Genomic DNA, 12,013 nt, shown 5'->3' on the forward strand with positions numbered 1-12,013 from the left:
TTGTTTCCAAGCATGTTAACAGTTGGCACTTATACTCGAATTTTTATTGCGAATAATAAAGGGAAGGTGATTACCGCACACCAATAAGAAACCCGGGGCTTATTGCGTGGCGTTTAATATAAATAAAGGGACGGGTTATATTGCCTGTTCCTTTGTACTTGTAAAACAAAAGCTAGGGCATTAGTATAAATATATATTGCCAAGTTAGGGAGTAGGAAAAAGTATGAGTGATATACATAAAAAGATTAAAAAGAAGCAGTTTGCTCCGTTATATTTACTATATGGAACAGAAGCGTTTTTTATAAATGAAACGATAAAGCTTATTACAACAGAAGCGCTTGAAGAGGAAGATCGCGAGTTTAATGTTGTGACATATGATTTAGAAGAAGCATATTTAGAGGATGTGGTTGAGGATGCACGTACACTTCCTTTTTTCGGAGAACGTAAAGTGTTATTAATAAAATCACCACTCTTTTTAACTTCACAAAAAGAAAAGTTAGAACAAAATATAAAAATTTTAGAAGAATATATTGGGGAACCTTCTCCCTTTTCTATTCTTGTTTTTGTTGCGCCTTACGAAAAGCTGGATGAACGAAAAAAAATTACAAAACTATTAAAGAAAACAGCGGATGTAGTAGAAGCGAATGCAATGCAAGTGCAGGATGTTCAGAAGTGGATTGTTGCTCGGGCAGATGAAGTGCATGTGCATATTGATCATGCGGCTGTTAGTTTGTTGTTAGGGCTTGTGGGAAGTAATGTAACGATGTTGGCGAAGGAAATGGACAAGTTAACGTTATATGTCGGTATGGGCGGAGATATTACACCGAAACTCGTTGCAGAGCTTGTGCCAAAATCAGTTGAACAAAATGTGTTTGCTTTGACAGAAAAAGTGGTAAAAAAAGATATCGCGGGTGCGATGCAAATTTTGGATGGATTATTTACGCAGCAGGAGGAACCTATTAAATTGCTTGCGTTATTAGTAAGTCAATTCCGTTTACTGCATCAAGTGAAAGAGTTACAGCAGCGTGGTTACGGTCAAAATCAAATCGCGTCTCATATTGGTGTGCATCCATATCGTGTAAAATTAGCGATGAATCAAACGAAGTTTTTCTCTTTTGAAGAATTAAAAAAAGTGATAATGGAATTAGCGGAAGCTGATTATAGTATGAAAACGGGAAAAATGGATAAAAAACTTGTGCTCGAGTTTTTCTTAATGCGGTTAAATCATATGTGATGAAACAAAAAAAGTTCACGTGCTAAGAGCGTGAACTTTTTTGTATATAAAAAAACGATCCGAATGGATCGTTTTTTAAACGCCTTACGCGTTTACTTGTTTCGCTAAGCGAGATTTTTGACGAGCTGCAGCGTTTTGGTGGATAAGACCTTTACGAGCTGCTTTGTCAAGTTTTTTAGAAGCAGTTTTGAAAGCTTCTTTAGCATTTTCAAGATCGTTATTAGTAACTAAAGCTTCTACAGTTTTAACAGCAGAACGCATGTCAGACTTGATAGAAGCGTTATGTGCACGACGCTCTTCGCTAAGTTTAGCGCGTTTGATAGCAGATTTGATGTTTGCCATACTTTTCACCTCCCTGGTGCAATCGAATGACTCGATTCTTAACATAGAACAAGTGATATTCTATCAAACGGTGAAGAGAATTGCAATAGTATATCTATGAAATTTCACGTAAAGGAAAGAATGACCTTATATAACTTTGGGAAATCTAACGATATTTACTATGAATGACGGAGGAGATACGATGAAAGAACCATTAGATTTAAGTAAATATAGTGTTAGAACGGACCTTGCTGTAGAGGCGCATCAAATGCTGCAAGAGCGTCAAGAAGAGCAAAAAGAGATAGAAGGCGTTATTGTAAAAGAGAGGGAAGAAGAAGGTATTACCGTTACAAAAGTTACAATTGATGAAGCTGCCTCTGACTCGATGGGTAAAAAACCTGGAAATTATTTAACGCTTGAAGTACAAGGTATACGTCAACAAGATACGGAGCTGCAACAAAAAGTAGAGCGTATTTTTGCAAAAGAATTTTCTTATTTCTTAGAAGAGGTTGGCGTTACGAAAGAAGCGAGTTGTTTAATTGTTGGTCTTGGAAATTGGAATGTAACGCCGGATGCGCTTGGACCGATAGTTGTAGAAAATGTATTGGTAACGAGACATTTGTTTCAATTGCAGCCTGAAAGTGTAGAAGAAGGGTTTAGGCCTGTTAGTGCAATTCGGCCGGGGGTAATGGGGATTACAGGGATTGAAACGAGCGATGTTATTTATGGAATCATTGAGAAGACAAAACCAGACTTTGTCATTGCAATTGATGCGTTAGCTGCTCGTTCTATTGAAAGGGTAAATAGTACGATACAAATTTCTGATACAGGAATTCATCCTGGGTCGGGTGTTGGGAATAAACGTAAGGAACTCAGTAAAGAAACATTAGGTATTCCTGTTATCGCAATTGGTGTTCCGACTGTGGTGGATGCCGTTTCGATTACAAGCGATACAATTGATTTTATTTTGAAACATTTTGGCCGGGAGATGAAAGAAGGAAATAAACCTTCCCGATCTTTGTTGCCGGCTGGTTTTACATTTGGAGAAAAGAAAAAATTAACAGAAGAGGATATGCCGGATGAAAAGAGCCGGAATATGTTTTTAGGTGCTGTAGGTACACTGGGAGATGAAGAGAAGAGAAAATTAATTTATGAAGTGTTATCTCCTCTTGGTCATAATTTAATGGTGACTCCGAAAGAAGTGGATGCCTTCATAGAGGATATGGCAAATGTAATAGCAAGTGGTTTAAATGCAGCGCTGCATCATCAAATTGACCAAGATAATACAGGAGCATATACACATTGATGGGAAGTGACGATAATCATGTAAGTCGCTTTTCGCTTTTATGTATATGTAGTGTGGCTATATGCTTACTTATGGTAATAGCAGGGGTGGCACTTGCAAATCATGGGTTGAAAAGTATGAAAGGTTATCAGCAAATGTCGTATGAACAAATCGCTCATATGACAGGAACAAAAGGTGAGGCCACTGAATCAGAAACTTTGGAGAGTTCGTTTTCCGCTACTGAAAAACAAAAACAATTAGAAAGCTTAAAAAGTTTTAATATTGTAGAAGGAATGGGTATGGCGATAGCAAGCGTTGCCTATGAAATAACAAAGTTTGGAACAGATATAGTTGTTGGGAAAGTAAAAGGGATTTTTAGTTAAGAGTCAAACGGAGGACGGTTGTTTTACAGGTTTGTAAGGCAGCCGTTCTTTAATTTGAAAAAGGTTTGTCTCTTATGGTTTGTTCGCATAAGATATAAATAGAATGATTTGTATCGTAAGCAGCACGAGTTTTCATTGAATCTTTGCTGCTCTATTGATATAATCAGTGCTAGTGTATATTGGCGAGACTATTAGGAGTTGAGAACATAGATGAACAAAGAAGAAAGAGCAAAAAGACAGTCCAAAATTCGTAATTTCTCTATCATTGCTCATATTGACCACGGAAAGTCAACGTTAGCAGACCGTATTTTAGAGAAAACAAACGCGTTAACACAACGTGAAATGAAAGCTCAGTTGCTTGACTCTATGGATTTAGAGCGTGAGCGTGGTATTACAATTAAATTAAACGCAGTACAATTAAACTATAAAGCAAAAGACGGCGAAGAATATATTCTTCACTTAATTGATACACCAGGACACGTCGACTTTACGTACGAAGTATCTCGTAGTTTAGCGGCTTGTGAAGGTGCAATTCTTGTAGTAGATGCAGCGCAAGGTATTGAAGCGCAAACGTTAGCGAACGTATACTTAGCGCTTGATAACAATTTAGAAATTTTACCGGTTATTAATAAAATCGATTTACCAAGTGCAGACCCAGAGCGTGTACGCCAAGAGGTGGAAGATGTAATTGGGTTAGATGCATCAGAAGCTGTACTTGCTTCGGCAAAAGCTGGGATTGGTATCGAAGAGATTCTAGAACAAATCGTTGAAAAAGTGCCAGCACCAACAGGTGATTCAGAAGAACCGTTACAATGTATGATCTTTGACTCTTTATATGATCCATACCGCGGTGTAATTGCGTATATCCGTGTTGTAAATGGAACGGTAAAAGTTGGCGATAAAGTACGTATGATGGCAACTGGAAAAGAATTTGAAGTAACAGAAGTAGGTGTGTTTACACCGAAAACTACGCAACGTGATGAGTTAACAGTAGGTGATGTAGGTTTCTTAGCGGCATCGATTAAAAATGTTGGTGACACACGCGTTGGTGATACGATTACACATGCGAAACGTCCAGCAGCTGAGCCATTACCTGGTTACCGTAAATTAAATCCAATGGTATTCTGTGGTCTGTACCCGATTGACTCTGCACGTTACAACGACTTACGTGATGCGCTAGAGAAATTAGAATTAAACGATTCTGCTCTTGAGTTTGAGCCAGAAACATCTCAAGCGCTAGGATTTGGTTTCCGTTGTGGATTCTTAGGACTTCTTCATATGGAAATCATTCAAGAGCGTATTGAACGTGAATTTAAAATTGATTTAATTACAACAGCGCCAAGTGTTATTTATAAAGTATTCTTAACGAATGGTGAAGACATGATTGTCGATAACCCGTCTAATATGCCGGATCCACAGACAATCGATCGTGTTGAAGAGCCATTTGTTAAAGCGGCAATTATGGTTCCGAATGACTATGTTGGAGCTGTAATGGAAATTTGCCAAGGTAAACGCGGAACGTTTATTGATATGCAATATTTAGATGAAACGCGTGTTACATTGACATATGAAATCCCATTATCAGAAATCGTATATGACTTCTTCGATCAGTTGAAATCAAATACGAAAGGATATGCATCATTTGATTATGAGTTAATTGGTTACAAACCATCTAAACTTGTGAAAATGGATATTCTTTTAAATTCTGAGCAAGTCGATGCTCTATCATTTATCGTACACCGTGATTCAGCGTATGACCGTGGTAAAGTAATCGTAGAAAAATTAAAAGAATTAATTCCAAGACAGCAGTTCGAAGTGCCAATTCAAGCGACGATCGGAAACAAAGTTGTAGCGCGTTCTACAATTAAGGCGATGCGTAAAAACGTACTTGCGAAATGTTACGGTGGTGACATTTCTCGTAAGCGTAAACTTCTTGATAAGCAAAAAGAAGGTAAAAAACGTATGAAGTCTGTTGGTTCTGTAGAAGTACCGCAAGAAGCATTCATGGCTGTACTGAAAATGGATGACAACTAATAGTTGGAATGAAAAAAGAAGTCGTTTATGCGACTTCTTTTTTACGTATAATTACTTTTTAGACATCTGAGTAGCTCTCATTTACAATAGTGAGAGAGCTTTTTAGTTCATATAGAGTTAGGAGTTTGTTAATGTCCGAAAATATTCGAAAAGATATTCAAGAAAAAATACAAAATGGCAATTTTAATTGTGAAAAGGAATTGACGCTTTCTATTATTAGTGGAAAGTGGAAAGTTGTAATATTATGGCATCTTGGTGTGGAAGGGCCTCATCGTTTTAGTGAATTACAACGATTATTTCCGAGCATTTCTCATAAAGTTTTGTCAAACCAATTAAAAGAGTTAATGGAAGATGGGATTGTTGATCGAACAGTATACCCAGAAATTCCTCCGCGAGTGGAATATTATATGACGGAATTAGGCATGTCGCTTTTACCAATCGTTGAAATGATGTATGATTGGGGAAAAATGCGAATGGAACAAATTCGTAATACGTTAGAGAAGTAAAAGAAGCCTCCCGAGCGCGGAGGTTTTCTTTTTAGAAAGGTAGGAGTTATTTTTGGTGCAAGCTGCATATATTCATATTCCGTTTTGTCAGCATATTTGTCACTATTGTGATTTTAATAAAGTGTTTATTGAACGCCAGCCGGTCGATCAATATTTAGAGTATTTAGAGAAAGAAATAATAAATACAGTTCAAAAGGTACCGTTTGATAGTATGAAAACGATTTTTGTTGGCGGGGGAACTCCGACAGCATTAAATATGGAACAGACAAAGAAATTATTAGATATTATAAATCGTCGTTTACGTCCGTTTGCCCCGAATTGTGAATTAACATTTGAAGCGAATCCAGGTGATTTGCCGAAAGAGAAATTAAATGTATTGCTAGAAGGTGGAGTGAACCGAATTAGTTTTGGGGTGCAAACATTTCGAGATGAATTGCTTGAGAAAATTGGACGTAAGCATACGAGAGAAGATGCGTTTGTAGCAATTAGAGAAGCGCAGGAAGTAGGATTTAAAAATATAAATGTAGATATTATTTATGCTCTGCCAGGACAGACGATAGAAGATGTAAAAGAAACATTAGACATTGCTTTTACGCTTGGTGTACAACATTTCTCGGCATATTCATTAATTGTGGAACCGAAAACAGTATTTTATAACTTAATGAATAAAGGGAAATTAAGACTTCCAGGTGAAGACCATGAAGCGAAAATGTACGAAATGGTAATGGATGAAATGGAGAAACATGGCTATACCCAGTATGAAATTAGTAATTTTTCAAAAGGTAATAATGAAAGTAGACATAATCTCACATACTGGAATAATGAAGAGTATTATGGATTTGGAGCTGGAGCGCATAGTTATGTAAATGGAGAACGTATCCAAAATGTAGGGCCGCTCAAGCAATATTTCAATAAGATCGATGAAACCGGATTTCCGTATTTAGATGTTCATGTGGTGACGGAGAAAGAAAAAATGGAAGAAGAGTTGTTCTTAGGACTCCGAAAAACAAAAGGTGTATCTAAAATAGCGTTTCAAAAGAAATTTAATATGGAAATGGATCAAGTTTTCGCGAAGCAGTTACAAAACAACCAAGAACAAGGATTGCTTGAAGAGAGCGATGGATATGTTCGTTTAACGCGAAAAGGAAAATTATTAGGGAATGAAGTATTCCAATCATTTTTGATTGACTAATTAAATGTTCCATTAACGTGAAAAAGTTTCATTATTTCGTGACGTTTCCGTTGACAATTGAATGTCAATTTTGGTAAGTTATTAATAGATTTAGCACTCGAAGACAAAGAGTGCTAACAGAGGTGATGATGAGATGCTTACGGAACGTCAGCTCTTAATTTTACAAACAATTATTGATGACTTTATTGGATCAGCGCAACCTGTTGGGTCAAGGACGTTGGCTAAAAAAGATGAAATTACATTTAGTTCAGCTACTATACGAAATGAAATGGCTGATTTAGAGGAACTAGGATTTATTGAGAAAACGCATAGTTCTTCTGGACGTGTTCCTTCTGAAAAAGGATATCGATTTTATGTAGACCATCTTTTAGCGCCGCAAAATTTACCGAACGATGAAATTGTACAAATTAAAGATTTATTTGCTGAAAGAATTTTTGAAGCGGAAAAGATTGCACAACAATCAGCTCAAATTTTATCAGAGCTTACAAATTATACGGCCATTGTTCTTGGACCGAAGTTAAGCACAAATAAACTTAAAAACGTACAAATTGTTCCGCTTGATCGTCAAACTGCAGTCGCTATTATTGTAACGGATACAGGGCATGTACAAAGCAAAACGATTACCGTTCCGGAATCTGTTGATTTATCAGATTTAGAAAAAATGGTTAATATTTTAAATGAAAAGCTATCGGGCGTACCAATGTCGGAACTCCATAATAAAATCTTTAAGGAGATTGTTACGGTATTGCGTGGGTATGTTCATAATTACGATAGTGCAATAAAAATATTGGATGGTACATTTCAAGTTCCGTTATCGGAAAAGATATACTTTGGAGGGAAGGCAAATATGCTTTCGCAACCAGAGTTTCATGACATTCAAAAAGTTAGATCTTTACTTACCATGATTGATAACGAAGCTGAGTTTTATGATATTTTGCGTCATAAACAAGTTGGTATTCAAGTGAAAATTGGTAGGGAAAACTCTTCAACGGCTATGGAGGATTGCAGTTTAATTTCTGCAACATATTCAATCGGAGAAGAACAGGTTGGAACAATTGCAATTTTAGGTCCAACGAGAATGCAATACTCTCGTGTAATTAGTTTGTTGCAGTTATTTACAAGGCAAATTACAGATGGACTAAAAAAATAAAGAATAAAGAAGAATACATTCGCTCAAGTGATAAGCAATACATCACTGTGTGTAATATATAACTATACTTAGGTAATCATGCTATGCATGATACCTAATACCTTTTAAGGAGGTGAAAATTGTGGAAGAGCGTAACGAACAAGTTGTAGAAGAAGTGAAAGAAGAAGTAAAAGAAGCACAAGTTGAAGAAGCCGTAACATCTGAAGACAGCGAAGAATCTGTTGAAGAAAAAAGTGAGGCTGCTCTTTTACAAGAAAAAGTAGATGAATTGCAAGCGAAACTGACGGAAACGGAAGGCCGTATGCTACGTCTACAAGCTGATTTTGAAAATTATAAGCGTCGTGTTCAAATGGATAAACAGGCTGCTGAAAAATATAGAGCACAAAGTCTTGTTTCAGATATTTTGCCAGCTCTTGATAATTTTGAAAGAGCGATGCAAGTGGAAGCAAATGATGAGCAAATGAAGTCCTTATTACAAGGGATGGAAATGGTATATCGTCAATTGTTAGAAGCGATGACAAAAGAAGGTGTAGAAGCGATTGAAGCTGTTGGTAAACAGTTTGATCCTCATGAACACCAAGCTGTTATGCAAGTAGAAGACAGCGAATTTGAATCAAATGCGGTTGTGGAAGAATTCCAAAAAGGTTATAAATTAAAAGACCGTGTAATTCGCCCATCGATGGTAAAAGTAAATCAATAATTTACATAAAAGTAGGAGGATTCGCCATGAGTAAAATTATCGGTATTGACTTAGGTACAACAAACTCTTGTGTAGCTGTTATGGAAGGTGGAGAACCAAAGGTTATCCCAAATCCAGAAGGAAACCGTACAACACCTTCTGTTGTAGCTTTCAAAAATGAAGAACGTCAAGTTGGGGAAGTAGCAAAGCGTCAAGCAATTACAAACCCAAATACAATCATGTCTGTTAAACGTCATATGGGTACAGACTACAAAGTAGAAATCGAGGGTAAAGAATATACACCTCAAGAAATTTCTGCAATCATTTTACAAAACTTAAAAGCTTCTGCTGAAGCATATTTAGGTGAAACAGTAACGAAAGCTGTTATTACAGTACCTGCATACTTCAACGATGCAGAGCGTCAAGCAACGAAAGATGCTGGTCGTATCGCTGGTTTAGAAGTTGAACGTATCATTAACGAACCAACAGCAGCAGCGCTTGCTTACGGTTTAGAAAAACAAGATGAAGAGCAAAAAATCTTAGTATATGACTTAGGTGGCGGTACATTTGACGTATCTATCCTTGAGTTAGCAGATGGAACATTTGAAGTTATTTCAACTGCTGGTGACAACCGTCTTGGTGGAGATGACTTTGACCAAGTTATCATCGATCACTTAGTAGCTGAGTTCAAAAAAGAAAATAACATTGATTTAAGCCAAGATAAAATGGCACTTCAACGTTTGAAAGATGCAGCTGAAAAAGCGAAAAAAGATCTTTCAGGTGTAACACAAACACAAATTTCATTGCCATTCATTAGTGCTGGAGCTGCTGGTCCATTACACTTAGAATTAACATTAACAAGAGCGAAATTCGAAGAGCTTTCAGCAAACCTTGTTGAAAGAACATTAGAACCAACTCGTCGTGCTTTAAAAGATGCTGGTCTATCTGCAAGTGAATTAGATCGCGTTATCCTTGTAGGTGGTTCTACTCGTATCCCAGCTGTACAAGAAGCTATTAAACGTGAAACTGGTAAAGAACCATATAAAGGTGTAAACCCGGATGAAGTTGTAGCATTAGGTGCTGCAGTTCAAGGTGGCGTACTTACTGGTGATGTAGAAGGCGTACTATTATTAGATGTAACTCCACTTTCTTTAGGTATTGAAACTATGGGTGGTGTGTTCACGAAATTAATCGAGCGTAACACTACAATTCCAACAAGTAAATCACAAGTATTCTCAACAGCTGCTGATAACCAACCAGCAGTAGACATTCACGTATTACAAGGTGAGCGTCCAATGTCAGCTGACAACAAAACGTTAGGACGTTTCCAATTAACGGATATCCCACCAGCACCACGTGGTATTCCACAAATCGAAGTAACATTCGATATTGATGCGAACGGTATCGTTAACGTACGTGCAAAAGATTTAGGAACAAGCAAAGAACAAGCTATTACAATCCAATCTTCTTCAGGTCTTTCTGATGAAGAAGTAGATCGTATGGTAAAAGAAGCAGAAGCAAATGCTGACGCTGACCAAAAACGTAAGGAAGAAGTTGAACTTCGTAACGAAGCTGACCAACTTGTATTCCAAACAGATAAAGTTGTAAAAGATTTAGAAGGTAAAGTAGATGCAGCTGAAGTTGCAAAAGCAACAGAAGCGAAAGAAGCATTACAAGCTGCGATTGAGAAGAACGAGCTTGAGGAAATCCGTGCGAAAAAAGACGCTTTACAAGAAATCGTACAACAACTAACTGTTAAACTATATGAGCAAGCTCAAGCAGCTGCAGGGCAAGCAGAAGGTGCACAAGGAGCACAAGATGCTGGCGCGAAGAAAGACAATGTAGTAGACGCTGAGTTTGAAGAAGTAAAAGAAGACAAGTAATTCAACTGTAAACATAATAAGTAAGATGACAAAAAGTCAAAGTCAAGCGTGCCTTGGCTTTGGCTTTTTTCACGAATGAGAAGGAATGTGTGAGGGTCTTAAGTTTTTTACTTTGCATACTGTAAGTGAGGAAACTTTGTTGCAAAGCACTTTCTTTCGGTGTTAAAATTACGTTTATGTGAAAGATTCGGGGGTTGTAAATTTATGAGTAAACGAGATTATTATGAGGTCCTTGGACTTAGCAAGGGTGCTTCAAAAGATGAAATAAAAAAAGCGTATCGTCGTTTGGCTAAAAAATACCATCCAGACGTAAGTAAAGAAGAAAATGCAATTGAAAAGTTTAAAGAAGTGCAAGAAGCATACGAAGTATTAAGCGACGATCAAAAGCGTGCGCAATATGATCAATTTGGTCATGCTGGTGCTAATCAAGGCTTCGGTGGCTTTGGCGGCGGAGGAGACTTCGGCGGTGGCTTCGGTTTTGAAGATATCTTTAGTTCATTCTTTGGCGGCGGTGGCGGCAGACGTCGTGATCCAAACGCTCCGCGTCAAGGTGCTGACTTACAATATCAAGTTACTTTAGATTTTGAAGAAGCTATTTTTGGTAAAGAGTTAAATGTTGAGATTCCAGTAGAAGATCCATGTGATACTTGTAAAGGTAGCGGGGCAAAACCAGGAACTTCAAAAGAAACATGTAAACATTGCTCAGGATCAGGGCAAGTAAGTGTAGAACAAAATACACCATTTGGTCGTATCGTAAACCGTCAAGCTTGTGGTCATTGTTCAGGAACTGGGCAAATCATTAAAGAAAAATGTACGACATGCCACGGTTCTGGTAAAGTACGTAAACGTAAAAAAATCAACGTTAAAATTCCAGCAGGTATCGATAATGGTCAACAAATCCGTGTATCTGGAAAAGGTGAAGCGGGCGTAAATGGCGGCCCAGCAGGAGATTTATATGTTGTTGTTCATGTAAGAAATCATGAATTCTTTGAGCGCGAAGGAGATCACATTATTTGTGAAATGCCATTAACATTTGCGCAAATGGCACTTGGTGATGAAGTAGAAGTTCCTACTGTTCATGGTAAAGTGAAGCTGAAAATTCCAGCAGGAACACAAACAGGAACAGAATTCCGCCTAAAAGGAAAGGGTGCTCCGAACGTACGTGGATACGGTCAAGGAGATCAATATGTAGTCGTGCGTGTTGTTGTACCGACGAAATTAACTTCACAGCAAAAAGATTTATTGCGTGAATTTGCAGGACAAGAAGAGCAGGATGATAGTTTATTCGGAAAGCTTAAACGTGCTTTCAAAGGGGAATAATGGAAATAAAAAATGGAGTTGGTAAA

General features: G+C 37.5%; 11 protein-coding genes. 10 read left to right on the plus strand and 1 reads right to left on the minus strand.

The features are described from left to right. Positions 1–223: 223 nt before the first annotated feature. A complete protein-coding gene (holA, locus tag PDK19_RS02020) occupies positions 224–1,234 on the plus strand; it encodes a DNA polymerase III subunit delta (RefSeq protein WP_049112979.1) in 1,011 nt (336 codons plus the stop codon). Positions 1,235–1,318: 84 nt separating this feature from the next. Here the strand turns inward: holA and rpsT are convergent, their stop codons facing one another. Then, positions 1,319–1,576 carry a 30S ribosomal protein S20 gene (gene rpsT, locus PDK19_RS02025; RefSeq protein ID WP_001274011.1) on the minus strand — a complete coding sequence of 86 codons (258 nt, stop codon included), beginning with the start codon at positions 1,574–1,576 and terminating at the stop codon, positions 1,319–1,321. A 181-nt stretch (positions 1,577–1,757) separates the two neighbouring features. Between rpsT and gpr the strand changes: the two genes are divergently transcribed. The 9 genes from gpr to dnaJ all read left to right on the plus strand — a co-directional run bounded on the left by gpr (position 1,758) and on the right by dnaJ (position 11,987). After that, positions 1,758–2,861, plus strand: a complete 1,104-nt coding sequence (gene gpr / locus PDK19_RS02030; protein ID WP_000662629.1) for a GPR endopeptidase — start codon at positions 1,758–1,760, stop codon at positions 2,859–2,861. Continuing rightward, positions 2,861–3,223, plus strand: a complete 363-nt coding sequence (locus PDK19_RS02035) for a YqxA family protein (RefSeq protein WP_016718499.1) — start codon at positions 2,861–2,863, stop codon at positions 3,221–3,223. The genes gpr and PDK19_RS02035 overlap by 1 nt, the downstream gene beginning before the upstream one ends. Positions 3,224–3,433: 210 nt before the next feature. Next, complete coding sequence (lepA, locus tag PDK19_RS02040) at positions 3,434–5,257, plus strand: elongation factor 4 (RefSeq protein WP_001030957.1); 1,824 nt, start codon at positions 3,434–3,436, stop codon at positions 5,255–5,257. Positions 5,258–5,388: 131 nt separating this feature from the next. Continuing rightward, positions 5,389–5,763 carry a winged helix-turn-helix transcriptional regulator gene (locus tag PDK19_RS02045; protein WP_001293546.1) on the plus strand — a complete coding sequence of 125 codons (375 nt, stop codon included), beginning with the start codon at positions 5,389–5,391 and terminating at the stop codon, positions 5,761–5,763. A gap of 52 nt (positions 5,764–5,815) precedes the next feature. Further along, a complete protein-coding gene (gene hemW / locus PDK19_RS02050; protein ID WP_016718498.1) occupies positions 5,816–6,955 on the plus strand; it encodes a radical SAM family heme chaperone HemW in 1,140 nt (379 codons plus the stop codon). Positions 6,956–7,088: 133 nt separating this feature from the next. After that, on the plus strand, positions 7,089–8,105 hold the full coding sequence (hrcA, locus tag PDK19_RS02055) for a heat-inducible transcriptional repressor HrcA (RefSeq protein WP_000954951.1): 1,017 nt from the start codon (positions 7,089–7,091) through the stop codon (positions 8,103–8,105). Positions 8,106–8,226: 121 nt separating this feature from the next. After that, positions 8,227–8,805: a nucleotide exchange factor GrpE gene (gene grpE, locus PDK19_RS02060; RefSeq protein ID WP_000392719.1), complete on the plus strand. Its 579-nt coding sequence runs from the start codon at positions 8,227–8,229 to the stop codon at positions 8,803–8,805. A gap of 26 nt (positions 8,806–8,831) precedes the next feature. Further along, entirely contained in the window at positions 8,832–10,667 is a 1,836-nt protein-coding gene (gene dnaK, locus PDK19_RS02065) for a chaperone protein DnaK (RefSeq protein ID WP_000034690.1), read from the plus strand. 204 nt (positions 10,668–10,871) lie between these two features. Further along, positions 10,872–11,987, plus strand: a complete 1,116-nt coding sequence (dnaJ, locus tag PDK19_RS02070; RefSeq protein ID WP_000043935.1) for a chaperone protein DnaJ — start codon at positions 10,872–10,874, stop codon at positions 11,985–11,987. Positions 11,988–12,013 lie beyond the last annotated feature (26 nt).

This window comes from Bacillus cereus group sp. BcHK124, from assembly GCF_027712065.1.
GTDB classification, from domain to species: domain Bacteria; phylum Bacillota; class Bacilli; order Bacillales; family Bacillaceae_G; genus Bacillus_A; species Bacillus_A pacificus.

Excerpts from the sequence above, each read along its gene's own strand:
- PDK19_RS02045 (WP_001293546.1), top strand. The coding sequence starts at position 5,389 with ATGTCCGAAAATATTCGAAAAGATATTCAAGAAAAAATACAAAATGGC.
- holA (WP_049112979.1), top strand. The coding sequence starts at position 224 with ATGAGTGATATACATAAAAAGATTAAAAAGAAGCAGTTTGCTCCGTTA.
- lepA (WP_001030957.1), top strand. The coding sequence starts at position 3,434 with ATGAACAAAGAAGAAAGAGCAAAAAGACAGTCCAAAATTCGTAATTTC.
- gpr (WP_000662629.1), top strand. The coding sequence starts at position 1,758 with ATGAAAGAACCATTAGATTTAAGTAAATATAGTGTTAGAACGGACCTT.
- PDK19_RS02035 (WP_016718499.1), top strand. The coding sequence starts at position 2,861 with ATGGGAAGTGACGATAATCATGTAAGTCGCTTTTCGCTTTTATGTATA.
- hrcA (WP_000954951.1), top strand. The coding sequence starts at position 7,089 with ATGCTTACGGAACGTCAGCTCTTAATTTTACAAACAATTATTGATGAC.
- dnaK (WP_000034690.1), top strand. The coding sequence starts at position 8,832 with ATGAGTAAAATTATCGGTATTGACTTAGGTACAACAAACTCTTGTGTA.
- dnaJ (WP_000043935.1), top strand. The coding sequence starts at position 10,872 with ATGAGTAAACGAGATTATTATGAGGTCCTTGGACTTAGCAAGGGTGCT.
- rpsT (WP_001274011.1), bottom strand. The coding sequence starts at position 1,576 with ATGGCAAACATCAAATCTGCTATCAAACGCGCTAAACTTAGCGAAGAG.